Origin of the sequence: Billgrantia campisalis, from assembly GCF_022341425.1 — a bacterium.
GTDB classification, from domain to species: Bacteria; Pseudomonadota; Gammaproteobacteria; order Pseudomonadales; family Halomonadaceae; genus Halomonas; species Halomonas campisalis.
The window spans coordinates 33923-59816 of record NZ_JABFUC010000006.1; the positions used below are offsets into that span (position 1 = coordinate 33923).

General features: G+C 69.3%; 22 protein-coding genes. 16 read left to right on the forward strand and 6 right to left on the reverse strand.

Going from position 1 to position 25894, the window contains the following annotated elements:
- Window positions 1–5: 5 nt before the first annotated feature.
- Window positions 6–467, reverse strand: a complete 462-nt coding sequence (locus HOP52_RS08630; protein ID WP_238976972.1) for a DUF721 domain-containing protein — start codon at window positions 465–467, stop codon at window positions 6–8.
- A gap of 182 nt (window positions 468–649) precedes the next feature.
- Here HOP52_RS08630 and HOP52_RS08635 point away from each other — a divergent pair, with 182 nt between their 5' ends.
- From HOP52_RS08635 to HOP52_RS08650, 4 genes are all read left to right on the forward strand, one after another.
- Window positions 650–1018 (forward strand): hypothetical protein, encoded by a 369-nt coding sequence (locus HOP52_RS08635; RefSeq protein ID WP_238976973.1) that lies wholly within the window; start codon window positions 650–652, stop codon window positions 1016–1018.
- A gap of 95 nt (window positions 1019–1113) precedes the next feature.
- Window positions 1114–3855 (forward strand): preprotein translocase subunit SecA, encoded by a 2742-nt coding sequence (secA, locus tag HOP52_RS08640; RefSeq protein ID WP_238976974.1) that lies wholly within the window; start codon window positions 1114–1116, stop codon window positions 3853–3855.
- A 52-nt stretch (window positions 3856–3907) separates the two neighbouring features.
- On the forward strand, window positions 3908–5137 hold the full coding sequence (gene argJ / locus HOP52_RS08645; protein ID WP_238976975.1) for a bifunctional glutamate N-acetyltransferase/amino-acid acetyltransferase ArgJ: 1230 nt from the start codon (window positions 3908–3910) through the stop codon (window positions 5135–5137).
- Between the two features lie 76 nt (window positions 5138–5213).
- Window positions 5214–6161: a Nudix family hydrolase gene (locus tag HOP52_RS08650; protein ID WP_238977169.1), complete on the forward strand. Its 948-nt coding sequence runs from the start codon at window positions 5214–5216 to the stop codon at window positions 6159–6161.
- Window positions 6162–6329: 168 nt separating this feature from the next.
- On the opposite strand, the gene HOP52_RS08655 is transcribed toward HOP52_RS08650, so the two are convergent.
- The 3 genes from HOP52_RS08655 to HOP52_RS08665 all read right to left on the reverse strand — a co-directional run bounded on the left by HOP52_RS08655 (window position 6330) and on the right by HOP52_RS08665 (window position 9270).
- Window positions 6330–7232 carry a carbon-nitrogen hydrolase gene (locus HOP52_RS08655; RefSeq protein WP_238976976.1) on the reverse strand — a complete coding sequence of 301 codons (903 nt, stop codon included), beginning with the start codon at window positions 7230–7232 and terminating at the stop codon, window positions 6330–6332.
- Window positions 7233–7461: 229 nt separating this feature from the next.
- Window positions 7462–8505 (reverse strand): agmatine deiminase family protein, encoded by a 1044-nt coding sequence (locus HOP52_RS08660; protein WP_238976977.1) that lies wholly within the window; start codon window positions 8503–8505, stop codon window positions 7462–7464.
- 144 nt (window positions 8506–8649) lie between these two features.
- A complete protein-coding gene (locus HOP52_RS08665; RefSeq protein WP_238976978.1) occupies window positions 8650–9270 on the reverse strand; it encodes a hypothetical protein in 621 nt (206 codons plus the stop codon).
- A gap of 175 nt (window positions 9271–9445) precedes the next feature.
- Between HOP52_RS08665 and HOP52_RS08670 the strand changes: the two genes are divergently transcribed.
- On the forward strand, window positions 9446–10687 hold the full coding sequence (locus tag HOP52_RS08670) for a lipoprotein-releasing ABC transporter permease subunit (RefSeq protein WP_238977170.1): 1242 nt from the start codon (window positions 9446–9448) through the stop codon (window positions 10685–10687).
- Window positions 10688–10715: 28 nt separating this feature from the next.
- Window positions 10716–11429, forward strand: coding sequence for an ABC transporter ATP-binding protein (locus tag HOP52_RS08675; protein ID WP_238976979.1), 714 nt, complete (start codon window positions 10716–10718; stop codon window positions 11427–11429).
- A gap of 22 nt (window positions 11430–11451) precedes the next feature.
- Here HOP52_RS08675 and HOP52_RS08680 read toward each other — a convergent pair whose 3' ends face one another.
- On the reverse strand, window positions 11452–11991 hold the full coding sequence (locus tag HOP52_RS08680) for a DUF2062 domain-containing protein (RefSeq protein WP_238976980.1): 540 nt from the start codon (window positions 11989–11991) through the stop codon (window positions 11452–11454).
- A gap of 162 nt (window positions 11992–12153) precedes the next feature.
- Between HOP52_RS08680 and HOP52_RS08685 the strand changes: the two genes are divergently transcribed.
- Genes HOP52_RS08685 through murB form a run of 9 tightly spaced genes read left to right on the forward strand, consistent with a single transcriptional unit; the run spans window position 12154 to window position 20950 of the window.
- A complete protein-coding gene (locus HOP52_RS08685) occupies window positions 12154–14439 on the forward strand; it encodes a DNA internalization-related competence protein ComEC/Rec2 (RefSeq protein WP_238976981.1) in 2286 nt (761 codons plus the stop codon).
- 44 nt (window positions 14440–14483) lie between these two features.
- The gene (locus HOP52_RS08690) at window positions 14484–15197 is read left to right on the forward strand and encodes a MotA/TolQ/ExbB proton channel family protein (RefSeq protein ID WP_238976982.1); all 714 of its coding nucleotides are present in this window, start codon (window positions 14484–14486) and stop codon (window positions 15195–15197) included.
- Window positions 15194–15622, forward strand: coding sequence for an ExbD/TolR family protein (locus HOP52_RS08695; protein ID WP_238976983.1), 429 nt, complete (start codon window positions 15194–15196; stop codon window positions 15620–15622). Before HOP52_RS08690 ends, HOP52_RS08695 begins: the two co-directional genes overlap by 4 nt.
- Window positions 15619–17367: a lipid A export permease/ATP-binding protein MsbA gene (msbA, locus tag HOP52_RS08700; RefSeq protein ID WP_238976984.1), complete on the forward strand. Its 1749-nt coding sequence runs from the start codon at window positions 15619–15621 to the stop codon at window positions 17365–17367. Before HOP52_RS08695 ends, msbA begins: the two co-directional genes overlap by 4 nt.
- Entirely contained in the window at window positions 17367–18380 is a 1014-nt protein-coding gene (gene lpxK, locus HOP52_RS08705; protein WP_238976985.1) for a tetraacyldisaccharide 4'-kinase, read from the forward strand. The genes msbA and lpxK overlap by 1 nt, the downstream gene beginning before the upstream one ends.
- A gap of 56 nt (window positions 18381–18436) precedes the next feature.
- On the forward strand, window positions 18437–18646 hold the full coding sequence (locus HOP52_RS08710) for a Trm112 family protein (protein WP_238976986.1): 210 nt from the start codon (window positions 18437–18439) through the stop codon (window positions 18644–18646).
- A complete protein-coding gene (kdsB, locus tag HOP52_RS08715; RefSeq protein WP_238976987.1) occupies window positions 18643–19458 on the forward strand; it encodes a 3-deoxy-manno-octulosonate cytidylyltransferase in 816 nt (271 codons plus the stop codon). The genes HOP52_RS08710 and kdsB overlap by 4 nt, the downstream gene beginning before the upstream one ends.
- A gap of 2 nt (window positions 19459–19460) precedes the next feature.
- Window positions 19461–19940, forward strand: coding sequence for a low molecular weight protein-tyrosine-phosphatase (locus HOP52_RS08720; protein WP_238976988.1), 480 nt, complete (start codon window positions 19461–19463; stop codon window positions 19938–19940).
- Window positions 19937–20950, forward strand: a complete 1014-nt coding sequence (gene murB / locus HOP52_RS08725; RefSeq protein ID WP_238976989.1) for a UDP-N-acetylmuramate dehydrogenase — start codon at window positions 19937–19939, stop codon at window positions 20948–20950. Before HOP52_RS08720 ends, murB begins: the two co-directional genes overlap by 4 nt.
- A 142-nt stretch (window positions 20951–21092) precedes the next feature.
- Here the strand turns inward: murB and rne are convergent, their stop codons facing one another.
- A complete protein-coding gene (gene rne, locus HOP52_RS08730) occupies window positions 21093–24296 on the reverse strand; it encodes a ribonuclease E (protein WP_238976990.1) in 3204 nt (1067 codons plus the stop codon).
- Window positions 24297–24931: 635 nt separating this feature from the next.
- Between rne and HOP52_RS08735 the strand changes: the two genes are divergently transcribed.
- Window positions 24932–25879 carry an RluA family pseudouridine synthase gene (locus HOP52_RS08735; RefSeq protein ID WP_238976991.1) on the forward strand — a complete coding sequence of 316 codons (948 nt, stop codon included), beginning with the start codon at window positions 24932–24934 and terminating at the stop codon, window positions 25877–25879.
- Window positions 25880–25894 lie beyond the last annotated feature (15 nt).

Sequence of the window (25894 nt, forward strand, 5' to 3'; positions counted from 1 at the left end):
CCTGCCTATTCCGCCGGGCGAGCATGGGCGGCCAGGCGCTCCAGGGCGCGCTTGAGGCGCGGGTCCTCGGTATCGGCGGCGCACTCTTCCAGCTCCCGGCCGGCCGGGGCCGAGAGCCGTCGCACCGTGCGCGGCGGTGCCTTGATCGGGCGCACTGGGCGGACCTTGAGGGTGAAGCCGCTGACCGCTGCCAGCTCCGGCAGTTGATGCAGCAGCTCGAGCAGGCGCGGCTGTTCATAGCGCAGCCAGGTCAGCCAGACGGCGCGGTCGGTGATCAGGGTCAGCTTGCCCTGGCGAAAGCCGCCCACGAAGACGTGCTCGCGCACCTCTTCCGGAAGGTGGGCGCGCAGGTGCTGCTGGGCGCGATCGATCACCCTGGCCGTGCGCATCAGCGGGGCCAGCTCGCCGCGTCCGCCGAGCAGTCTCGACATGGGCTGTGCGCGTGAGCGCTTAACCTTTATACTCATGAGCTTAATTCTCGGGGGCGGCGGGCCGGCATCCGCACGGTCGTCCGGCGCGACCGCCCCGCGTTTGGATGCCGGCGGGGCCTGGCGCCGGGGCCGATATAGCCGATACCCGCGGATTCTGTCCGTGTTTCAGCACACGTGTTTCATCAAGAGCCTAGCACGCTCGGGAGATCCTCTACAGCATGCCTGCCGCCGCCGCCCAAGCGCCCTCCGCCACGCCTTCGTCTACCGCAGGCGTGGCGCGTCGTGGGCTGGGCTCGCGCTGGTGGCTGGCGGGGCTGCTGGTCAGCTGTCTGCTGCCGGCGGGGCTGAGTCAGGTCGAGACGCAAAGGCTCTCCGAGCGGATTGTCCAGGTCTGCATCCTGGCGCCGGCGCTGATGCGGGCTCGCTGTCGCTGCGTGGCCCGTCGGCGGGCGCTGCGCCGCTGGCCGCCGCGCCCCCTGGCGATGCCGGGCCTGCTTCGCCGGCCTCCCTGGCGTGTCATTCCCCGGCCGCGCTGGACTGCCGCCCATGATGTCCTGACGCGTCGTGGCCCGCCTGGCAGGCGGTAGCGCCAAGGAACATTTCGACAGCCGCCGGCGGGGCCTTCTACCCCTCTCTGCGCCTTGCCGCCGGCCGATTGCCACACGCAGATACTGGACGTTTCATGATCAACTCTTTGTTACGCAAGGTCGTCGGCTCCAAGAACGATCGCGAAGTCAAACGCATGCAGCGACAGGTCGCTCAGATCAGCGCCCTGGAGCCCCAGCTAGAGTCGGCCGATGATGCCGCCATCAAGGCGCGCACCGACGAGCTGCGCGAGCGCCTGGCGGGCGGCGAGAGCCTGGACGCGCTGCTCCCCGACGCCTTCGCCACGGTGCGCGAAGCCAGCAAACGGGTGATGGGCATGCGCCACTTCGACGTGCAGATGGTCGGCGGCATCACCCTGCACCGGGGGCGTATCGCCGAGATGAAGACCGGTGAGGGCAAGACCCTGGTGGCCACGCTCGCCGTTTATCTCAATGCGCTGCCCGGCAAGGGCGTGCATGTGGTCACCGTCAACGACTACCTGGCCCGCCGCGACGCCGAGTGGATGCGCCCGCTTTATGAGTTCCTCGGTCTGACGGTGGGCACCGTCTACGCCGGCCAGACCGCCGAGGAGAAGCGCGCCGCTTATGGCTGCGACATCACCTACGGCACCAACAACGAGTACGGCTTCGACTACCTGCGCGACAACATGGCCTTCTCGCTGGACGACAAGGTACAGCGCGGCCTGCACTACGCCATCGTCGACGAGGTCGACTCCATCCTGATCGACGAGGCGCGCACGCCCTTGATCATCTCCGGGGCGGTGGATGAGAACACCGAGCTCTACAAGGTGGTCGACCGCCTGGCCACGCACCTGGTCAAGGGCGAGGTCTCCGAAGACCCGGAGGTGCCGGTGGAAGGCGACTTCCTGCTCGACGAGAAGCAGAAGCAGGTGGAGATCACCGAGGCGGGCCACAACAAGGTCGAGGAGCTGATGCGCGGCGAGGGCCTGCTCGGCGAGCACGACTCGCTGTATGCCGCCGGCAACCTCAACCTGCTGCAGCATATGCACTCGGCGCTGCGTGCCCGTCACCTCTATCACCGCGACGTCGACTATATCGTCAACGACGGCCAGGTGGTGATCGTCGATGAGCACACCGGACGCACCATGCCTGGGCGGCGCTGGTCGGAAGGCCTGCACCAGGCGGTGGAGGCCAAGGAGGGGGTCACCGTTCAGCGCGAGAGCCAGACGCTCGCCTCCACCACCTTCCAGAACTACTTCCGCCTCTACGACAAGCTCGCCGGAATGACCGGCACCGCCGACACCGAGGCCTTCGAGTTCCGCCAGATCTACGGCCTGGACGTGATCGTCATTCCCACCAACCGGCCGCTGATTCGCAAGGATCTCAATGATCTGGTCTACCTGACCGCCGAGGAGAAGTACGAGGCGATCATCGAGGATGTCAAGGAGCAGACCGAGGCCGGGCGTCCGGTGCTGGTGGGTACCGCCTCCATCGAGACCTCCGAGTACCTGGCGGACTTGATGAAGAAGGCGGGGATCGCCTTCAACGTGCTCAACGCCAAGCAGCACCAGAGCGAGGCCGAGATCATCGCCCAGGCGGGGCGTCCGGGGGCGGTGACCATCGCCACCAACATGGCCGGTCGCGGTACCGACATCGTGCTCGGGGGTAACTGGGAGGCCGAGGCCGCCAAGCTGGAGAATCCCAGCGAGGCGCAGATCGAGGCGCTGCGCGAGGAGTGGCGGGCGCGCCACGAGGCGGTGCTGGCCGCCGGCGGCTTGCATGTCGTCGGCTCCGAGCGCCACGAGTCGCGGCGCATCGACAACCAGCTGCGCGGTCGTGCCGGCCGTCAGGGCGATCCGGGCTCGACCCGCTTCTTCCTCTCCCTGGAAGACAGCCTGATGCGGCTGTTCGGCTCCGACCGGGTCCAGCGCATGATGAAGGCGCTGGGGCTGGAGCGCGGCGAGGCGATCGAGCACAAGATGGTCTCCAACGCCGTGGAGCGCGCCCAGAAGAAGGTCGAGAGCCGCAACTTCGATATCCGCAAGCAGCTGCTGGAATACGACGACGTGGCCAACGACCAGCGCCGCGTGATCTACGAGCAGCGCAACGAGATCCTCGCCGCGGAGGACGTCTCCCAGAACGTGCTGGGGATTCGCGAGGAGGTGCTGGACCTCGCCATCAGCGACTATGTGCCGCCCCAGAGCCTGCCTGAGCAGTGGGATCTGCCGGGGCTGCAGGAGCACCTCAAGACCGAGTTCAACCTGGAGGCGCCGGTCGTCGAGTGGGCCGAACAGGATGACCGCTTCCACGAGGAGCAACTGCGCGAGCGCCTGCAGGAGATGCATCGCGACACCTACCAGAAGAAGGTCGAGGTGGCCGGGGAAGCGCTGATGCGCCGCTTCGAGAAGCAGATCATGCTGCAGGTGCTCGACACCCGCTGGAAGGAACACCTGCAGTCCATGGACCATCTGCGCCGCGGGATCCACCTGCGCGGCTATGCTCAGAAGAACCCCAAGCAGGAGTACAAGCGCGAATCCTTCGAGCTGTTCCAGACTCTGCTGACCAACATCAAGTCCGATATTACCCGCATCACCAGCCATGTGCAGGTGCGCCAGCCCGAGGAGGTAGACGAGCTCGAGCGCCAGCGCCGCGAAGCCCTGGAGCGGGAGAAGGCCGCGGCGGCCAGCCGCCATGACACCCCGGACCTGGCCGCGGCCGAGGGGCGGGAGCGGGCGCCGCTGCCGCCGGGCGCCGACGGCCGTCCGATGCGTCGCGAGGGACCCAAGGTCGGCCGCAACGATCCCTGTCCCTGCGGGTCGGGCAAGAAGTACAAGCAGTGCTGCGGCAAACTGAACTGAAGAGGGCCGAGTACCTCGATCCTCGAAGCGGATTTTAGACAGGAGACCTGAGATGGCAGTGGGTGACGAGACCTTTCCGGTGATGCCGGCGATAGACGGGCTGCGCCTGGGTACCGCCATGGCGGGTATCAAGAAACCCGGGCGCCGCGACCTGGTGGTGATCGAGATCCCGCCGGGCGCCCGGGTAGCGGGAAGCTTCACCCGCAATGCCTTCTGTGCGGCGCCGGTGACGGTGGCCAAGGCGCATCTGGCGGCCTGCGTGGGCCGTCAGGAAGCGCCGCGCTTCCTGGTGATCAACACCGGCAATGCCAACGCCGGTACCGGCGAGGTGGGGCTGCGCGACGCCTATGCCGCCTGTGCCGAGCTGGCGCGGCTGACCGGCGTGCCCCAGGACAGCGTACTGCCGTTCTCCACTGGGGTGATCGGCGAGCCGCTGCCCATGGAGCGGCTGCTGGGCGGCCTGCCGCCGGCGCTCAATGCGCTGGACGGTGGCGCCGAGGCATGGCATCAGGCGGGCGAAGGGATCCTGACCACCGACACCCGTCCCAAGGGGGCAAGCGTGACCCTGGAAATGGGCGAGCGCACGGTGACCATCAACGGCATCAGCAAGGGGTCGGGCATGATCAAGCCCAATATGGCCACCATGCTGGCCTTCGTGGTCACCGATGCGGCCATCGAGCAGCCGCTGCTCGAGACCCTGCTGCGCGAGACGGTGGATCGCTCCTTCAACTGCATCACCGTGGACGGCGACACCTCCACCAATGACGCCTGCATGCTGGTCAGCACCGGCCGCGGCGCCGAGGTGGTCAGCGACGAGCAGGTGGCGGTGTTCCGCAACGGCCTGCAGCGGGTGATGACCGAGCTGGCCCAGGCGGTCATCCGCGACGCCGAGGGCGCCACCAAGTTCGTGACCCTGCAGGTGAGCGAGGCAGCCAGTCGCGAGGAGGCCCTGGAGGTGGCCTTCACGGTGGCCCACTCCCCGCTGGTCAAGACGGCGCTGTACGCCTCGGACGCCAACTGGGGGCGCATCCTGGCCGCGGTGGGGCGAGCCCCGCTGGCGGATTTCGACGTGGAACGGGTGGTCATCGACCTGGACGATGTGCGCCTGGTGGAGCACGGTGGCCGCGCTCCGGGCTATACCGAGGCGGCCGGCAGCGCGGTGATGGCGCGGGAGGAGATCACCATCCGCATCGCGCTGGGCCGCGGCGGCGAGGGGGCCACGGTGTGGACGTCCGACCTCTCCCACGACTATGTCAGCATCAACGCCGATTACCGCAGCTGAGGGCGGTAGCGGCAGACCAACATGCCTGCGCCGAGCGAGCGGCGCGGGCCAAGCGGGTAAAGGGTGAATGAACGCAATGGTGAAAAGAAGGGTGCACGTGGCGGCCGCCGCCATCATCAGCAACGACGGGCGCGAGGTGCTGCTCGCCCGGCGGCCGTCCAACGTCGACCATGGCGGCCTGTGGGAATTCCCCGGCGGCAAGCTGGCACCCTATGAAACCGGGCTCGAGGGCCTCAAGCGCGAGCTCCACGAGGAGTTGGGGGTGGAGATACAGCGCGCCCAGCCGCTGATCCGCATCCACCATGAGTACCCCGACAAGCATATCCTGCTGGATGTGTGGCAGGTGCACGAGTTCACCGGTGAGCCCTTCGGGCGCGAGGGCCAGGCGGTGCGCTGGGTGCCGATGAAGGAGCTGGTCAACTATCCCTTCCCGGCGGCCAACCTGCCGATCCTGCGGGCGGTGATGCTGCCCACCGAGTATCTGATCACCGGGGAGGAGCAGGACGAGGCACGCTTCGATGCCTGCCTGGCGCGGGCCCTGACCGAGGACAGTGTGCGCCTGGTGCAGCTGCGTGCCAAGGGCCTGGATGAGGCGGCCTACCTGGCCCGCGCCGAGCGGGCGCTGGCGCTGTGCCGCGAGCACGGGGCGCGGCTGCTGCTCAATGCCGACCCCGAGCTGCTTGACCGGGTCGATGCCGATGGCATCCACCTGACCAGCGAACGGCTCGGTGCGCTGGAGCGGCGACCCATCACCGAAGACAAGTGGCTGTCGGCGTCGACCCATGATTGCCAGCAGCTGACCCAGGCCGCCCGCATCGGCTGCGACTTCGTCACCCTGTCGCCGCTGCGCACCACGCCGTCGCATCCGGAAGTGGCGCCGATGGGCTGGCACGACTTCCAGCAAATGGTCGAGCGGGCCGCCATGCCGGTCTTCGCACTGGGCGGCATGACCCGCTTCGACGCCAATCACGCCCGAGCGGTGGGCGCCCAGGGAATCGCCTCGATTCGCGACTTCTGGAAGTGATACGCCGACGCTCAGTCCCTGGCGGCAGTGCCGTCGTGAGCGGCGCCGGGGACTGGCCGTAGCGGAGGTCAGCCTTCAGGGATGAAGGATGTAGCGCCCAGGGAAGGGTCTACAGCGCCTCCGCGCAGGCCAGTCGACGGATCAGCCGCGTTTACAGCCGCTAAGCCTTCAGTCTCGGTAGCGCCGGGTCAGGTCGCCGTAGGCGTCGATGCGGCGGTCCCTGAGGTAGGGCCAGATTCGCCGCACCTCTTCGCCGCGTGCCATGTCCAGGGTCACCAGCAGCCGCTCGGCCTGCACCCCGGCGTGGGCCAGCAGCTCCCCCTGGGGGCCGCAGATGAAGCTGCCGCCCCAGAAGTCGATGCCCCGGCCCACCCCCGAGTGGTCGGGCTCGTGGCCGACCCGGTTGGCGACGATCACCGGCAGGCCGTTGGCCACGCCGTGGCTGCGCTGGATCAGCGTCCAGGCGTCCTTCTGGCGGGCCTGCTCGGCTTCGTCATCCGCCGGGTCCCAGCCGATGGCGGTGGGATAGAGCAAGAGCTCCGCCCCGGCCAGGGCCATCAGCCGCGCGGCCTCCGGGTACCACTGGTCCCAGCACACCAGCAGGCCGAGCCGACCCACCGAGGTGTCGATGGGCTCGAAGCCCTGGCGGCGTCCGGGGTCGATATCGCCCGGCGTGAAGTAGAACTTCTCATAGAAGCCCGGATCGTCGGGGATGTGCATCTTGCGGTAGTGGCCCACGGCGCCAAGCTGGCGGTCGTAGACCACGGCGGTGTTGTGATAGAGCCCCGGGGCGCGGCGCTCGAACAGCGAGCCCACCAGGACGATATCCAGCTCGGCGGCCAGTGCCGCCAAGCGCGTGCCGGTGGGGCCGTCCAGGGGCTCGGCCAGGTCGAACAGCGCGGTGTCCTCGTACTGGCAGAAGTAGTGGGTGGCGTGCAGTTCCTGCAGCATCACCAGCTCGGCGCCGGCGGCGGCCAGCTCGCGGATGCCGGCCTCGCTCTCGGCGAGGCTTCTGGCCTTGTCGGGCCAGGCGGGCTGCTGGACCAGGCCGACCTTCAGATGACGGGCCATGATGAAAACTCTCCTCGTGTGTCAACGCGCCAGGCTTAACTCCAAGGCTATCGCAGATCGCACCAACCGCTCGGGTTGGCCTTGCGTCAAGTCTGCGAGGAGGCGCTGTGAATACTTCCCTGTACGCTACCGACGCCTTCCCTGGCGTAGGACCTCCTCGACGACTTGACTCCGGCACCCCTCGCTTCGTGCCTATGCAACAACCCAAGGCCTGATCGTCGCCTTTGATTTAGGTGTGTGTCGCCAGGCTGCCCTTAGGCAGCTGCATGGTCAGGCAGTGCAGGCTGCCGTGCTGGCGGATCACGCTCAGGCAGTCGATGGGGATGATATCGCGCCCCGGGAAGGCGCCGGCCAGGGCGGTCAGCGCTCGACTGTCGGCGGCGTCGCCGTAGGTGGGCACCAGCACCGCGCCGTTGATGATCAGGAAGTTGGCATAGGTGGCCGGCAGGCGGTGGCCGTCCTCCGGGTCGAAGCAGGGGCGCGGCCAGGGCAGCGGCAACAGGCGGTAGGGTTCGCCGTCGGCTCGCCGCAGGGCCTTGAGCTCCGCCTCCATGGCGGCGAGCGCCGGGTAGTGGGGGTCGGCCTCGTCGTCGCAGCGCACGTAGGCGATGGTGCCCGGGTCGCAGAAGCGCGCCAGGGTGTCCACGTGGCTGTCGGTGTCGTCGCCTTCCAAGTGGCCGTTGGCCAGCCACAGCACCCGCGTGACACCGAGCTCCGCCTGCAGCGTGCGCTCCATGGCGTCCCGGTTCTGCGTCGGGTTGCGGTTGGGGTTGAGCAGGCAGGCCTCGGTGGTGAGCAGGGTGCCTTCACCGTCGCTGTCGATGGCGCCCCCTTCCAGCACCAGTTCCCGAGAGCTGACAGAGCAGGCGTAGACGCCGGCATCGGTCAGGCGTCGGGTCAGGGTGTTGTCGCGGCCCGCCTCGAACTTGCCGCCCCAGCCGGTGAAGACATAGTCGAGCAGGGTGAGCTTGCCATCGTGCTCCACGGCGATGGGGCCGTGATCCCGGGTCCAGGTGTCGTCGCTGTCGGCGACGACCAGGATCAGTCGGTCGGCGGCGACGCCGAGGCAGGCCAGACGGTGGGCGAGATGGCGCCGGGTGGCGGCATCGGGCACGCTGATCAGCACCCGCTGATAGCGGGCAATAGCGACCACCATGGCTTCCAGGGTGGCCTCGATGCGTTCGAGCAGGGGCGCCCAGTCGCCGGTCGGAGCCGGCCAGGTGAGCTGTACGGCGTCCTGGGGATGCCATTCGGGGAGTAGGCGGTGGGCCATGAGGCGAAGCCCTCGTCGAGAGTCTGGTGAGTTGCGCGCTTGGCGCTGGCGAAATGTAGGCGGCGTATGCGCGGTATGCAAGCGCAGATGGCTGAATCGCTCGAGCCTCTTCCGGTGACAGGTCTACGAGGGGCGCTCTGGCATTCAGGAGCGCTTGGCGCTGGGCAGCAGGCGGCGGTACTGGTCGAGCCGGCCGTCGAGCCATTCGCCGCTGGCCTGGACCCCGTCATCCGCGCAGGGCACGCTGACCTCGAGCAGCAGCAGGCCGTCGCGTTTGGCCGCCTCTGCGTCATCGCCAAGCGTCTCCAGCAGCGCACGGGCCTGCTCGATGGACAGGCTGGCGACGCGTCGCCAGGTCAGGGTCAGGGCCCGCTGGCGGAGCAGGTAGTCGAAGCGGGCGGCGTCGGGCAGCACGCCGACGGCGCCGTGGGCCAGTCCCTGGGAGAGGCTTTCCAGGGTGCGGTAGGTCGGCGCGCCGGCGGCCCGGCAGGCGTGAGCCCCGTCGACCCGGCAGCCCTCCCGCTCGGCCGCTGCGCTGGGCCAGTTGCCGCCGCGCATGCGCTCCGCCGTGGCCACAAACGGCAGGGTAATCGTCACCGCGGGCGTGCCGTCGTGCAGGCGGCGCGACCTGGCGGTCAGCACCCCGCCGGGAAAGGCCCGGCGCAGCCAGCGGTAGTCGCAGGCGCGCTGGATGGTCTCCCGGGTATCCTGCAGTGAATCGTGGGCGCTCTGCAGCGAGCGCAGCATGGCAAGCGTACGAAACATCTCGGCTCTCGAGTGGTCTGGGAAGGCGGTGAGACCTCGGTAGGCGTCCAGTCTATCAAGGCTCGCGCCGGGCGTGCCCGTCAAAGTTGCAAGGATCGCGGAAACGCGCGGCCCGCCCGGTGCAGCCAAGGCCAAAAAACCGTACCATGATCCCCCGCTGACAAGGAACGCCATGATGCTAGACCGCCTGCCACTGCTGATCGGGCTGCGCTATGTGCGCGCCAAACGCCGTAACCACTTTATCTCCTTCATCTCGTTGACCTCCATGCTGGGGCTGATGCTCGGCGTGGCGGTGCTGATCCTGGTGCTGTCGGTGATGAACGGCTTCGATCACGAGCTGCGCACCCGAATTCTCGGGATGGTGCCGCACGCCAAGATCGAGTCGCGAACCGGCCTGGTGGAGTGGGAGGCCCTGGCCGAGCAGCTCACCCAGCGCGAGCGGGTGATCGGCGCGGCGCCCTACATCCAGCAGCAGGGCATGTTCTCGGTGGCGGGACGCAACGAGGGGGCCATGGTCAACGGCATCCATCCCGAGTGGGAGGATCGCGTCTCGATCATCGGCCAGCATATGCGCCAGGGTAGCCTGGACGATCTGGTGCCGGGCGAATGGAATGTGGTGCTGGGTTCCATGTTGGCGCGCCATCTGGGCGTTGGTGTCGGCGACCGGGTCACGCTGCTGGTGCCCGAGGCCTCGATTACCCCGGCGGGGGTCTTCCCGCGGCTCAAGCGCTTCACGGTCAGCGGGATCTTCAGCGTTGGCGCCGACCTCGATGCCAATCTGGCCTATGCCAACCTCGAGGACATGCAGACCCTGGCGCGCCTGGGCGACGCCGTGGGAGGGCTGCGCCTCGAGCTCGACGACCTCTTCGCCGCGGCCAGCGAGACCCGGGCCATCGTCAACGAGCTGGGGCCGGGCTATCGCGGCGTGGACTGGACCTTCTCGCATGGCAACCTCTTCCAGGCGATCCAGATGGAGAAGCGCATGATCGGTCTGCTGCTCACGGTGATCATCGCGGTGGCGGCCTTCAACATCGTCTCGACCCTGGTGATGGTGGTCACCGACAAGCACGCCGATATCGCCATCCTGCGCACCATCGGGGCCACGCCGCGCTCGATCATGGGCATCTTCATGGTGCAGGGCATGGCGATCGGGGTGATCGGTATCGCCGTGGGGGTGGGGCTTGGCATACTGCTGGCGTTGACCATCTCGGATCTGATCGGCTGGGTGGAGTCAGCGCTGGGGATCCAGTTCCTGGATGCCGGCGTGTATTTCATCAGCGACCTGCCGTCCCGGCTGCACTGGGAGGACGTGCGCAATATCGTCGCCGCCGCCTTCGGCCTGACCTTCCTCTCGACCCTCTATCCCGCCTGGCGAGCGGCGCGGGTCCAGCCTGCCGAGGTGCTGCGCTATGAATGATTCGGCTACCGTCAACCAGGAGAGCGCCATGAGCCAAGCGACAGGCCCCAGCGGCAAGGTGATGTTGGCGTGCCACGATCTGACGCGGATCTACCGCGAGGGGCCCCAGGACGTCACCGTGCTCGACGGCCTCTCCCTGGAGGTGCGCGCCGGCGAGCGGGTCGCCATCGTCGGCAGCTCCGGCTCCGGCAAGACCACCCTGCTCAATCTGCTGGGGGGGCTGGACCGGCCCAGCCGCGGGGAGGTGCTCATCGCCGGAGAGTCATTGCTGGCGCTCGGCGAAGCCGCCCTGGGGCGCTTTCGCAACCGACACATCGGCTTCGTCTACCAGTTCCATCATCTGCTGGCCGAGTTCACCGCCCTGGAGAACGCCGCGCTGCCGTTGATCGTGCGCGGTCAGCGCAAGAAGGCGGCGGAGAGTCGGGCCCGGGAGCTGCTGGCCAAGGTGGGCATCGCCGAGCGCGCCGCCCACAAGCCCGGTGAGCTCTCCGGCGGCGAGCGTCAGCGGGTGGCGATCGCACGGGCACTGGTCACCGACCCGAGCCTGGTGCTGATGGACGAGCCCACCGGCAACCTGGATCAGGCCACCGCCGCGAGCATTCTCGCGCTGATGGACGACCTGGCCCGCACCACCGCCTGCGCCTTCGTGGTGGTCACCCACGACCCCGCCGTGGCCGCCCACCAGGACCGCGTGATGCGCCTGGACGGCGGACGCCTGAACGAGCAGATCGAGCCCGCCTGAGCGCCCCGGCCGCGGGCCGGGGTCACTTCTCGAGCTGTCCTCGCCGGATACGGCGCTGCAGGTTGCGCCGTTTCCAGCTGCGCGATACCTGCCAGCGCCAGATCAGGCGAATCACCACGTTGCCAAGGATGCCCGCGATGATCGCCGAGGCGACCGAGCCGACCGCCAGGACCGGCAGGAGGTCGGCCATCTGCTCGGCGATCCAGCGCGTCGAGACCCGCTCCGGCGCCTCGCGGGCCGGGGTCTGCATCAGCCAGGCGCCGAGCCGGTAGTTGCCGTAGAAGATCAGTGGCATGGTCAGCGGGTTGGTGATCCACACCAGTCCCACCGACAGCGGCAGGTTGCAGCGCAGCAGCCAGGCGCCGAAGGCGGCCACCACCATCTGGAAGGGGATCGGCAGCATGGCGCTGAACAGCCCCACCGAGAAGGCGTTGGCGACGCTGCGCCGCGAGAGTATCCACAGGCCGGGGTCGGCGATCAGGCGGCTCATGAAGCGCAGGGAGCGCTGGCGCCTGAGCGTCTCGGGCTTGGGCATGTAGCGCTGCAGGAATCGGCGCGGCATGTCGACTTGGCTCGCTGCTTGAAGACCGGGCTATTATCCATGGAAGGCGAGGGTGTCGCCATGCCGTTGGCATGAATACGACGGACGCCGCAGGCGATGCCAGGGAGAGCTTGCCGTCGTTCCAGTGCGCTCGGGCGGCGGCCGCTGGGCAAGGGAGTGCGTATGGGGGTGGCGATACCGCTGGCGCTGGCGAGCCTTGGCGGCGTGGCGCTGGGCTGGCTGGCGCCGCCGGGGGTGGTGGAGGCCTGGGGGCTTGCGCTGCTGGGCTTCGCCGCGGCGGGGCGCTGGCGACAGCTGGGCCTGGTCGCGGTGGTGGCGCTGACGGCGGGACAGCTGCTGCTGGCCCGGGGGGCTGACCTGCCGGACGGCCTGCTGCGCGCCGATCTGGCGGTGGAGGGCCGGCTGGAGTCGGTGGCGACGCAGGGGGCGCTGACGCGACTGCTGTTGCGAGTCGACGACTGCCGCCCGCTGGCACCCGGCCGGCTGCCCTGTGACGACCTGCGCCGCATTCGTATCAGTCACTTCCAGGCCCCGCCCATGCAGCCCGGCGAGCGCTGGGCGCTGACCGTGCGGCTGCGGCCTCCGGCGGGCTTCGCCAACCCCGGCGCCTTCGACTACCGCGCCTGGCTATGGCGCGAAGGCATCCAGGCCACCGGCTACGTGCGTGACGAGCCGTCACCGAAAAGGCTGGCGGCCCCGGGGGCCTCGCCGCGGCGTCTGGCACTGACCCATCTCCACGAACGCGATCTGTCGCCGACGGCCTACCGCTGGCTGGCGGCGCTGACCCTGGGCGCCGGCGAGCGTCTCGAGCGCGAGGACTGGGATCTGCTCAATGCCAGTGGCACGACCCACCTGATGGTGATCTCGGGGCTGCACGTGGGCCTGGTGGCCGCCTTCACCCTGCTGGTGACGCGCGGCGTGGCCCGGCTAGTGACGCCCGGCCGCTGGCGCCTGGCGACCTGGCCCTGGTGGCTGGCCGGTGCCGCGGCCATCGGCTACGCCTGGCTGTCGGGGCTCCAGCCGCCGGCCATGCGCGCCATGCTCATGACCCTGGTGGGGCTGTGGGTGGCCAGCGGGCGCCACGCCCCTGGGCCCTGGCAGGCCTGGTGGCTGGCGCTGGGGCTGGTGGTGCTGGTCGATCCGCTGTCGGTGTGGCGACCGGGGCTATGGCTCTCCTTCGTGGCGGTGGCGCTACTGATCCTGATCTGGCAGGGGCGTGCGCGGCCGCGGGGTGTGGGCGGCTGGGTCTGGGCCCTGGTGCGCACTCAGCTGCTGCTGGCACCCTTGATGGCGGCCGCCGTGCTGCTGGCCTTCGCCCGGCTGGCGCCGGCCGCACCGCTGGTCAACCTGGTGGCGGTGCCGCTGGTCAGCTCGCTGCTGGTGCCGCTGGGGTTGGCGGGATGGCTGCTGGCGCCGCTGCCACCCCTGTCGGCGCTGTGCTGGTGGCTCTTCGAGCGCCTCGCCCTGGCGTTGATCGCGCTGCTCGAGTTCGCCGTGAGCTGGCTGCCGCCCTGGTGGCCCGTACCGGAGACAGTGCTGCCGCTGGCGCTGATGCTGGGCCTCGTGGCGCTACTCTGGGCGCTGCCCGGGCTGGTGGCGGGGCTGCGCCTCGGCGGCAGTGCCTTGCTGGCGCTGGCCATGCTGACCCTGGCGCCCCCCGAGCCGGAGCCCGGTGCGCTGCGGGTTCGAGTGCAGGACGTGGGGCAGGGGCAACTGGTGGAGCTGCGCAGCGCCGGCTATCGGCTGCTCTACGATACCGGGCCGCGCTACCGCTCCGGCTTTGCGCCGCTGGCGTCGCTGTGGCCGGCGGGGCAGCGTTTCGATACGGTGCTGGTCAGCCATGACGACCTCGACCATGCCGGCGGCGTGCCGCTGTTGGCCGAACAGCACCGTGTCGGCGAGTTTCTGGCCCCGCCGGGCGAGTCGATCGGCGTACCCTTCGCGCCTTGCCTTCGCGGCCAGCGCTGGGAGCGCGACGGGGTCCGCTACCGGGTGCTGTGGCCGCCCCGGGACACCGCCGAGCTTTCCAGTAACGACCGCTCCTGTGTGCTGGAAGTGACCGCCGGCGAGCATCGCCTGCTGATCACCGGCGACGTGGGCCGCCGGATCGAGCGGGCCTTCCTGCTGGATGTCGAGAGGCCTCTCACCGCGCTGGTCGCCGGCCACCACGGCAGCCGTACCAGCTCGGGTCCGCAGCTGGTGCAGCGACTCTCGCCCGAGCACGTGATCTACAGCGCCGGCCGCCACAATGCCTTCGGCCACCCCCACGCCGAGGTGGTGCGACGCTTCCGACGCGCCGGGAGCTGTCAGTGGAGCACCGCCGAGGATGGCGCGGTGACCCTGTGGCTGGGCGGCGACGGCAAGATCACCCCGACCACCGCGCGTGCGGCCCCCTGGCGCCGCAGCGGTGTCGAAGGGGGGTGCCATGCGGTAGAATCGCCCCACTGATGGCCAGCCTGGATGCCGTCCGGGCCGCGTAAGGAGAGGTGAGGATGGACGTGATGGACGCGCTCGTCGCCGGGGGATGGCTGATGCTGCCGCTGCTCGGCTGCTCGCTGGTGGCCACGGTGATCGTCATCGAGCGCCTGTGGACCCTGCGTGCCAAGCGCATCGCCCCCTACGGCCTGGGCCAGGAGGTCTGCGGCCTGGTGGTGCGTGGCCAGGTCAATCTCTACTGGCTGGAGGCCCACTCGCCGCTGGGAGGGGTGCTGGCCGCCGGGCTGCGCAACGCGCGGCTGGGTCATGAGCAGGTGCGCGCCCGGCTACAGGAGGCCGCCACCGCGGTGATCCACGACATGGAGCGCTTCCTCAGCCCGCTCGGCACCATCGCCGCCATCACTCCGCTGATCGGCCTGCTGGGCACGGTGGTGGGCATGATCGAGGTGTTCTCGGTGATCGTCGCCGGCGATGGGGCGAGCCGCACCGCCGACCTGGCCGGCGGGATTTCGCGGGCCCTGGTGACCACTGCCGCCGGCCTCACCGTGGCCATCCCGGCGCTGATGTTTCACCGCTACTTCCAGCGCCGGGTCGAGGACATCACCGTGCGCATGGAGGAGCAGGCCGGCCAGGTGGTGGAGTTTCTCGCCCACTATCAGGGCGAGCTGGGCTTTGCCGAAGGGCAGGAGGGCGAGCGCCGCGGCGCCAGGACCGATGACGACCGGCGCGAGGCCGACGGGCGCATCGCGCCGGAGGTGAAGCGCTCGTGAGGTTCGTGCGTCGGCGCCGCGACCCGGTGGAGGTCAACCTCACGCCGCTGATCGACGTCGTCTTCCTGCTGCTGATCTTTTTCATGGTCTCCACCACCTTCGAGACCCGCCAGGCGCTGGAGCTCACCCTGCCGGAGAGCGTTACCGGCACCGACCTGGAGCGCTCGCCGGTGACCCTGGTGGTCACCGAGCAGGGGGGCTATCGGCTCGGGGAGCGTGAACTTGCCGCCGCGGGTCTGGGCGAGGCGCTGGCGGCCGAGGCCGACCTGGCCCGCCAGCACGGGCTGGTGGTGGAAGCCGATGCCCGCGCCGCCCATGCCGACGTGGTCAGGGCGCTCGACCAAGCGGGCGCGCTGGGCATTCAGCGGGTACGCATCGCCACCCGGGAGGCTTCGCCGCCACCGCAGCCAACGGAGACACCGTGACTCAAGACGGCAACCAACACTCGGGCTGGACGCTCTACCGGCGCCTGCTGGGCTATGTGAAACCCCACTGGGTTTCCTTCCTGCTGGCGATTCTCGGCTATACCATTTATGCCGCCTCCAGTACCGCCCTGGCAGAGATGATGAAGCGCCTGATCGACGGCATACAGGACCCCACCGCCAGCTTTCGGCTCTTTCTGCCGATGTTCGTGGTGGGCATGTTCGCCGCCCGGGGGCTGGGCACCTTTCTCGGCACCTACTTCATGAGCAACGTGGCGCGCAACGTGGTCCATGCGCTGCGCTGCAACGTCTTCGATCATATGCTGCACCTGCCGGGACGCTTCTTCGATGCCCACTCCAGCGGCCATCTCATCTCCCGGGTCACCTATCACGTGGAGCAGGTCACCGGCGCGGCCACCAAGGCGGTGACCATCGTGCTGCGCGAGGGGCTCTTCGTGCTGGGCCTGCTGGCCTACCTGCTGTGGACCAACTGGATGCTGACGCTGCTGTTCGTAGCGGTGACCCCGCTGATCGGCGGCGTGGTCAGCTATGCCAGCAAGCGCTTCCGGCGCATCTCGCGGCGCATTCAGCACTCCATGGGTGACGTCACCCACGTGGCCTCCGAGGCGCTGACCGGCTACCGAGTGGTGCGCACACACGGCGCCGAGGCCTTCGAAAAGGCCCGCTTCGCCGCGGCCAGCGACTACAACCGCCAGCAGAGCATGAAGGAGGCGCTGACCAAGGCGATCAGTACCCCGGTGATCCAGCTGCTGGTGGCGCTGTCGCTGGCGGTGCTGGTGTGGCTGGCGATGTCGCCGGCGCTGATGGCGGACATGACCCCGGGGGAGTTCGTGGCCTTCATCACGGCGGCCTCGCTGATGGCCAAGCCGGTGCGCCAGCTCACCGAGGTCAACAGCGAGATCCAGAAGGGGATCGCCGCCTCCGCCGAGCTGTTCGGCCTGCTCGAAGTGCCCGCCGAGCCCGATGAGGGCAGCGTGGAGCCGGGACGCCTGAAAGGCCGGGTGGTCTTCGAGGGCGTGCACTTCCGCTACGGTGACAATCAGCCCGAGGTGCTCAGAGGGATCAACCTGAACGTGCAGGCCGGGGAGATGATCGCCATCGTCGGCCGCTCGGGAAGCGGCAAGTCGACCCTGGTGGGCCTGCTGCCGCGTTTCTACCGCCCCACCCAGGGGCGGCTGCTGATCGATAACGTGCCGCTGGACGACTACCGCCTGGCCCCGCTACGTCGCCAGATCGCCCTGGTCTCCCAGCAGGTCACTCTGTTCAATGCCAGCATTGCCGACAACATCGCCTACGGCGAGCCCGACGCCGATCCGGCGGCGGTGGAAGCGGCCGCCCGGGCCGCCCACGCTCATGAGTTCATCGAGCCGCTGCCCGAGGGCTATGACACGGTGGTGGGGGATAACGGGGTGATGCTCTCCGGCGGCCAGCGCCAGCGCCTGGCCATCGCCCGGGCGATCTTCAAGGACGCGCCGCTGCTGATTCTCGACGAGGCCACCTCGGCTCTGGATACCGAGTCGGAGCGCTATATCCAGGCGGCCCTGGAAGAGGTATGCCGCGGTCGTACCACCTTCGTCATCGCTCATCGGCTCTCCACCATCGAGCGCGCCGACCGCATCCTGGTCATGGAGCAGGGGCGGATCGTCGAGCAGGGCTCCCATGCCGAACTGTTGGCCCGCGACGGCGCCTATGCCGCCCTGCATCGACTGCAGTTCCAGGAGGCATGATGGGCCTCGGCGAGCGCTGGTTGGATGCCGCCTACCGCGGCGCTCCCTGGCTTGTGGCGCTGCGTCCCCTGGCCGCGCTCTACCGCCTGGCAGTGGCGCGCCGCGCCGCGGCCTACCGCGACGGGCGGCGCGAGGTGTGGCGGGCCGAGGTGCCGGTGATCGTGGTCGGCAACCTGACCCTGGGCGGTACCGGCAAGTCGCCGCTGGTGGCCTGGTTGGCGCGCTGGCTCAGCGAACATGGCTGGCGGCCGGGCATCGTCTCCCGCGGCTATGGCGGCAAGGGCGCCGACTACCCGCTGCGGGTGGCCGAGGACACCCCGGTGGTCCAGTGCGGCGACGAGCCGCGCATGCTGGCCCGTCAGACTGGCCTGCCGGTGGTGGTGGACCCGGACCGACCGCGCGGAGCGCGGATGCTGCGCGAACTGGGCTGCGATATCCTGATCAGTGACGACGGCCTGCAGCACCTGGCGCTGGGGCGCGACATCGAACTGGTGGTGGTCGACGGCGCCCGCGGTTTCGGCAACGGACACTGCCTGCCCGCCGGGCCGCTGCGTGAGCCGCTGACGCGCCTGGCGCGGGTCGATGCACTGCTGATCAACGGCGAACCGGCCTTCCCCCCGCCCGAGGGCGCCTGGGGGTTTCGCCTGGCGCCGCGGTGCTGGCGCTCGCTGGCCGACGGCTCGGCGCATGGGCTTTCGCCGCCGCCGTTTGCGGGGTCGGTACACGCGGTGGCCGGCATCGGCAATCCGCGCCGCTTCTTCGCCACCCTGGAGGGGTTGGGCCTGGAGGTGATAGAGCATCCCTTCGCCGATCATCACCCCTTCAGCGGCGGCGATCTCGATTTCGGCGATCAGCGGCCGGTGGTGATGACCGCCAAGGATGCCGAGAAGTGCCGAGACGTCGCGCCGGCCAATGGCTGGGTGCTGGAGGTGGAAGCCGAACCCGCCCCCGGCTTCGCGGCCTGGCTTAGCGGTCGCGTGGAGGCGTTGCGGCGGGCAGAAATGATTTCTTAGTGACCCCGCAGGCCCAAGCCGGCGGCGAACGATTCCCAGTGTGTGGAGGTGCAACGATGGACAAGGAACTGCTGGCGATGCTGGTCTGCCCGCTGTGCAAGGGCAAGCTGAAGTACAACCGGGAGCGCCAGGAGCTGTGCTGCCATTATGACGGCCTGGCCTACCCGATTCGCGACGGCATTCCGGTGATGCTGCCCGAGGAGGCGCGCCAGATGGACGTCGACGAGAAGCTGCCGGCTTCGCCGGGGCGCACGGGCGAGCCATGAGCCGGGCGGCGGCAACAACCGACACGAACGCCTTTATCGCGGTGATTCCGGCGCGCTATGGCGCGTCGCGGCTGCCGGGCAAGCCGCTGCTCGACATTGGCGGTGCGCCGATGGTCGCCCATGTCTGGCGGCGGGCCTGCGAGAGCTCGGCCTCGCGGGTGGTGGTGGCCACCGATGACGCGCGCATCCGCGAGGCGCTGGCGCCATGGGGCGCCGAGGTGGTGATGACCCGCGCCGACCACCCCTCGGGCACCGATCGCCTGGCCGAAGTGGCCGAGCGGCTGGGCCTGGCCGACGAGGCGGTGCTGGTCAACGTCCAGGGCGACGAGCCGCTGATTCCCCCCGGCCTGATCGACCAGGTGGCGGCCCGGCTGTTCGACGACCCGGTGGCCTCCATCGCCACCCTGGCCGAACCGATCGCCGACGTCGAGTCGCTGTTCAATCCCAATGTGGTCAAGGTGGTCCGGGCGCACTCCGGCCGGGCGCTCTATTTCTCCCGCGCCCCCGTGCCCTGGGATAGAGAGGCCTGGGACAGGGAGGCCTTGGCCACCCGGCCCGCGCGCCTCGAGGGCGATGCCTGGCTGCGCCATATCGGACTCTACGCCTATCGGGCCGGCTTTCTTTCCGACTACCGCCGCTGGCCGCCATCGCCCCTGGAGCAGCGGGAGCAGCTGGAGCAGCTGCGCGCGCTGCACCACGGCCATGCCATCCAGGTGGCGCTGGCCAGCGAACCCAATCCCGCCGGCGTCGATACGCTCGAGGACCTGGAGCGCGTGCGGGCGCTGTTGGGCACTATCAAGCGAGGAGGCTGACCATGCGTGTGCTCTTTGTCTGTCTTGGAAACATCTGCCGCTCGCCCACCGCCGAGGGGGTGTTTCGCCGGCAGCTGGCGGCCGCCGGCCTGGCCGAGCGGGTGGCGGTCGACTCCTGCGGTATCGGCTCTTGGCACGTGGACAAGGCGCCCGATTCCCGGGCCCAGCAGGCCGCGGCCCAGCGTGGCATCGAGCTGGGCGAGCTGCGTGCCCGCCAGCTGTGTGACGCGGATTTTCAGCGTTTCGACTATCTGCTGGCCATGGATCACGACAACCTGGCGGCGCTGCAAGCGCGCCGGCCGGCGGATTGCACGGCCCACCTCGGGCTGTTCCTGGCCTTCGCCGGCGAGCCGGACCGGGCGGTGCCCGATCCCTACTACGGCGGCGAGCAGGGCTTCGAGGAGGTGCTCGACCTGATCGAGGCGGCCTCCCGGGGGCTGGTGGCGGAACTGCACCGGCGCCTCGAAGCGGGGCGCCATTGAGTGCGACGATCCTGACCGAACACGACCTGTCGCGCGCCAACACCCTGGGATTGCCCTGTGTGGCCGAGCGCCTCGCGGCAGCGGTCAGCGATGCCCAGCTCTGCGCGACGCTGCGGCTGGCGGCCGAGCGGGGCTGGCCGCTGACGCTGCTGGGCGGGGGGAGCAATCTGATCCTGCCCGAGCGGCTGCCCGGGCTGGTGGTACAGCCGGCCATGGCCGACTGGTGGCTGGAGGAGGGCGATGCTGACAGCGTGCGCGTGCACGTCGAGGCCGGCGTCAACTGGCACGAACTGGTGATGGCGCTGGCCGGCCGCGGGCTGTGGGGCGTCGAGAACCTGGCGCTGATTCCCGGCCGCTGCGGTGCCGCGCCGATCCAGAATATCGGCGCCTACGGCGTGGAGCTCTGCGAGGTGCTGGAGGCGGTGCATCTGCGCTACCTGGCGGATGGGCGCGAGGCGGTATTCACGCCCGCCGACTGCGCCTTCGGCTATCGCGACAGCGTCTTCAAGGGTGAGCTGGAGGGGCGCGTGGTGATCACCCGCCTGGTGCTTAGGCTATCGCAAGCCCCGCGGCCACGGCTCGATTACGGTGATCTGGCGAGCCGGGTGAGGGGAGGGCCCACACCGCTGGCGGTGGCCGAGGCGGTATGCGCGATTCGCCGCGAGAAGCTGCCCGACCCGCGGCACCTCGGCAATGCCGGCAGCTTCTTCAAGAATCCGCTGGTGCGGGGAGAACTGGCCGAGCGGCTGCTGGCCGACCATCCCGGGATGCCCCACTTCGTGCAGCCCGATGGGCGGGTCAAGCTGGCCGCCGGCTGGCTGATCGACCGCTGTGGCCTCAAGGGCTGGCGTGAGGGCCACTTCGGCGTGCATGAGCGCCAGGCCCTGGTACTGGTGCACTTCGGTGGTGGCAGTGCCGCCGAGCTGCTTGCCTTCGCCGCAGCGGTGGCTGGCCGGGTGACGGAACGCTTTGGTGTCGAGCTGGAGCGTGAGCCACGCCTGGCGGGTTGATTGCCAGAGCTCCGCCAGGGGCAGCCGATCAATGGATCGCCTCCGAAAGTAGCCGGCCTCCGAAAGTAGCCGGCCATCGAAAGATAGCCAGCAAAATGAAAACGCCCGCGCAAATGCGCGGGCGTTTTCGTCGGGCGGGGCTTCAGCCCTGCTTGCCGTCCTGGGCCTTGGCTTCCTGCTCACGCCGGCGGATCTCCCGCGGGTCGTTGTGGGCGCGACGCCGGCGGCGGCGGGACGCCGCCGACTCCTTGCCACCGTTGTCGCTATCGGAGGCAGCCGGCTTGGCGTCGGGCTTCGACTCGGCCTTGGGCGCTTCGGCGGCTTTCTCGGCCGGCTTGGCTTCAGGCTTGGCCTCGGCGGCTTTTTCTGCCGGCTTCGGCTCGGGCTTCACGTCGGCCTTGGGCGCTTCGGCGGCTTTCTCGGCCGGCTTGGCGTCGGGCTTGGTCTCGGGCTTCGACTCGGCCTTGGGCGCTTCGGCGGCCTTCTCGGCCGGCTTCGCTTCAGGCTTGGCCTCGGGCTTCGACTCGGCCTTGGGCGCCTCGGCGGCCTTCTCGGCCGGCTTGGCGTCGGGCTTGGCCTCGGGCTTCGACTCGGCCTTGGGCGCTTCGGCGGCCTTCTCGGCCGGCTTCGCTTCAGGCTTGGCCTCGGGCTTCGACTCGGCCTTGGGCGCTTCGGCGGCCTTCTCGGCCGGCTTCGCTTCAGGCTTGGCCTCGGGCTTCGGCTCGGCCTTGGGCGCCTCGGCGGCTTTCTCGGCCGGCTTCGCTTCAGGCTTGGTCTCGGCCTTGGGCGCTTCGGCGGCCTTCTCGGCCGGCTTGGCGTCGGGCTTGGCCTCGGGCTTCGGCTCGGCCTTGGGCGCCTCGGCGGCTTTCTCGGCCGGCTTCGCTTCAGGCTTGGTCTCGGGCTTGGTCTCGGGCTTCGCGTCGGCCTTGGGCGCCTCGGCGGCCTTCTCGGCCGGCTTCGCTTCAGGCTTGGTCTCGGCCTTGGGCGCCTCGGCGGCCTTCTCGGCCCCCTCTACCGGCTGCGCCGTGGCGGCTTGCGCCTGCAGCCGCTGCTGCTCGGCTTCGGCCTGGGGATTGATGGCATGTTGGCGCGAGCGGTTGCGCGGGTTGTTGCGGGTGCGCTTGGGCTTGCCGCTCTCCGCCTTGTCGCCGGCGACCTCGGCCGTCTTCTCGCTGGCCTTGTCGGCGACCTTGTCGGTGCTTTCCGGCCGCTGGCGGCTAGGCGCCGTGTCGCGACCGCTGTCCCGGGCGGACGGCTGGCTGGCCTGACGGCCGCCGCTATCCTGCTGGCTGCGGCCCTGCTGACTGCGGCCACCCTGACGGCCGCTGTCCTCCTGCTGCGGGCTTCTGTCCGGGCGCTGGCCACGGCCGCCGCGGGTCTGGCGACCGCCGCGGCTGTCGCTGTCCTGGCGGGCGTCGCCGCGCTCCTGCTGACGCCCCTGGCCTCGCTGGCCGCGGCCGTCGTCGCGTGTGTCGGTACGTTCGCTGCGGGGTCGGCGGCTGCGCCCTTTGCCGCCGCGCTCCTCGCCGTCCGTCGCGCTGCGGGAAGTCGGCTGCTGTGGGGCGCTCGGCTTACGCGGCTGATCGCGGCCGGTGTCTTGCTCTTCGCCGCTGCCAAGCCACTTGGCCACGCCCTTGACCAGTCGGCCGAGCACGCCCGCGGCAACCGGCGCTGGCGCCGGTGCCGCAGGCGGCGGGGTGGCGGGGCTGGCAGGCTCCTGCTGCAGGGAGCTGGGTGCCGGCTCGTTGTGGATGACCGTCTTGACGGCCGCCTCGGCGCGCTGCACCGGCCGGGTGCCGCTGGTGTCCGGCTCCTTGCCCACCTCGGTATCGACCGAGAGCTCGAAGCTGGATTTCTCCACGCCACCCTCTTCCTCGACATGGTCGTCACGCAGGCGCTGCACGTCGTAGTGAGGGGTGTCCATGTCGGGGTTGGGCAGCATGATCACCTGTACCCCCTGGCGGCGCTCGATCTCGGCCAGCACCGCCCGCTTCTCGTTGAGCAGGTAGGTGGCCACCGGCACCGGCAGGATGGCGCGGATCTGGGCGCTGCGCTCCTTCATGGCCTCTTCTTCGATCAGGCGCATGATGGAGAGCGACAGGGAGCGCACATCGCGGATGGTGCCCTGGCCGTTGCAGCGCGGGCAGACCACGCCGCTGGTCTCGCCCAGCGACGGGCGCAGGCGCTGGCGGGACATCTCCATCAGGCCGAAGCGCGAGATACGGCCGATCTGCACCCGGGCGCGATCCAGCTTGAGGGCGTCGCGCATGCGGTTCTCGACCTCCCGCTGGTTGCGCGCCGGGCTCATGTCGATGAAGTCGATGACCACCAGGCCGCCGATATCCCGCAGGCGCAGCTGGCGGGCGATCTCGTCGGCGGCTTCCAGGTTGGTCTGCAGGGCGGTCTCCTCGATATCGCTGCCGCGGGTGGCCCGCGCCGAGTTGATATCGATGGAGACCAGCGCCTCGGTGTGGTCGATGACGATGGAGCCGCCGGAGGGGAGCTTCACCTCGCGCTCGTAGGCGGTCTCGATCTGCGACTCGATCTGGAAGCGCGAGAAGAGCGGGACTTCGTCGGCGTAGAGCTTGATCTTCTGCTGGTAGGAGGGCATCACCTGGCGGATGAAGGCCAGCGCCTCCTGATGAACTGTCTCGCTGTCGATCAGCACCTCGCCGATGTCCTGGCGCAGGTAGTCGCGCATGGCGCGAATGATGACGTTGGATTCGCGGTAGATCAGGAAGGGTGCCGGGCGCTTGCCGGCCTCCTCGGTGATCGATTCCCACACCTGCACCAGGTAGTCCAGGTCCCACTGCAGCTCTTCGGTGGAGCGGCCGATGCCGGCGGTACGCACGATCACGCCCATCTTGTCGGGCACAGTGAGCTGGCCCATGGCTTCCTTGAGCTGGCTGCGCTCTTCGCCCTCGATGCGCCGCGAGATGCCGCCGGCGCGGGGGTTGTTGGGCATCAGCACCAGGAAGCGGCCGGCCAGGCTGATAAAGGTGGTGAGGGCGGCGCCCTTGTTGCCGCGCTCCTCCTTATCGACCTGAACGATGACTTCCTGGCCCTCCTTGAGCACCTCCTTGATGCTGGGGCGACCGGAGGTCTCTTTCAGGAAGTATTCGCGGGAGATCTCCTTGAGCGGCAGGAAGCCGTGGCGATCGGCGCCGAAGTCGACGAAGGCGGCTTCGAGGGAGGGCTCTACACGGGTGATCTTGCCGCGGTAGATATTGGCCTTCTTCTGTTCCCGGGCACCGGATTCGATGTCCAGGTCGTAGAGGCGCTGTCCATCGACCAGAGCGACACGCAGCTCTTCGGGCTGGGTCGCGTTGATGAGCATCCGTTTCATGTTGTCTCGCAAACTGGGCGCGCCGGCGGGCGCCCGAAGGCGACGACGAAGGCGAACCTCTGGGTGCTGCGTGCTTGTAGCTCAGCGCATGTCACGGATGCGCAATGGCGCCCGCTCGAGCCGGCCCAGTAGAGCTCCGGCTCGAGATGATCATGTTGAGTACGTGGCGGAGGCAGGACATGTCTCGGTGGGGCTTCGCCCATCCGGCCCTGCGGTCACCGCCAGACACCTGGCATTCATCGATTCGCCAACGCCGGCCACCGGCACGATGTTGAACGATTCCCGTGGCCACCGCCCGCCAGCAGAGCGTTGGCGGGCCGGGATCCGGGCGTGGCGTTACTGCTTGTTCGTATCGGGCCAGCGGATGTTGCACTGGCCCCAGCTGTCTTGCACCTGACTCTGAGTCTTGCAGATATCGCGTCACTCGTCGGCGGCAGGACCTCTTTATGGGGGTCGTTGCGGCCCGATTTCGTCGCTCCGGCCTGCGTGTCTGTCGGGCAGGCGCCATGGGACCGAAGGGATCCATCCGAGCGAGCTGGCAATATAGCAGTAATACCCCATACCGGCAATTGGCGCAGGGCGCCCCGGAGTGCGTTAGAATGCCGATTCACAACGATTTCTCGAGCGGGAGTCACATGACCGAAGGACGCGACGTGCAGTGGGTGGAAGTGGGCGACGGCCAGGCGGGTCAGCGCATCGACAACTTCCTGATGGCGCGTCTGAAAGGCGTGCCGCGAACCCTCGTCTACCGCATCGTGCGAAAGGGTGAGGTGCGGGTCAACAAGAAGCGCGTCAAGGCGGATACCCGACTGGCGGTGGGCGATCTGGTGCGTATTCCCCCCCTCAGGCTGGCACCCCGCGAGGCGGTCAGGGCGGTCAGCGACAGCCTGCGCAACCTGCTGGCCGGCAGCGTGCTGGTGGAGGGGCGCGACTGGCTGGTGATCAACAAGCCGGCGGGTCTGGCCGTGCACGGTGGCAGCGGGGTCAAGATCGGCCTGATCGAGGCGCTGCGCCAGGTGCGCGAGGACCTCGACTTTCTGGAACTGGTGCATCGCCTGGATCGCGACACCTCCGGCTGCCTGCTGCTGGCCAAGTCGCGCCCGGCGCTGCTGGCCCTCAATGACGCCCTCAAGCAGCACCGGATGGACAAGCAGTATCTGGCACTGGTGGCCGGGCGCTGGCCGGCGCGGCGCGATTTCGTCAGCGCCCGGCTCGACCGCTACGACGCCGGTAACGGCGAGCGCCGGGTGCGCGTGGATGCCGCCGGCAAGGTGGCACGCACCCGTTTCGCGGTGCGTGAGACCTTCGAGAAGGCCACCCTGGTGGCGGCCGAGCCGGTGACCGGGCGCACCCATCAGATTCGCGTGCATGCCGCCCATGCCGGTCATCCGCTGCTGGGCGACGATAAGTACGGTTCGCGGGAGGGGGAGAGTCTGGCCAGGCGGCTGGGGCTGTCGCGGCTGTTTCTGCATGCCGCAGCGCTGACCTTTCCCGAGCCCACCAGCGGTCGTCCGGTGCAGATTCGCGCCCCGCTGCCCGACGACCTGGAGGCCCTGCTGGCCCGAGCCCGCGCGGCCCGATGAGCCCACTCGACCGAC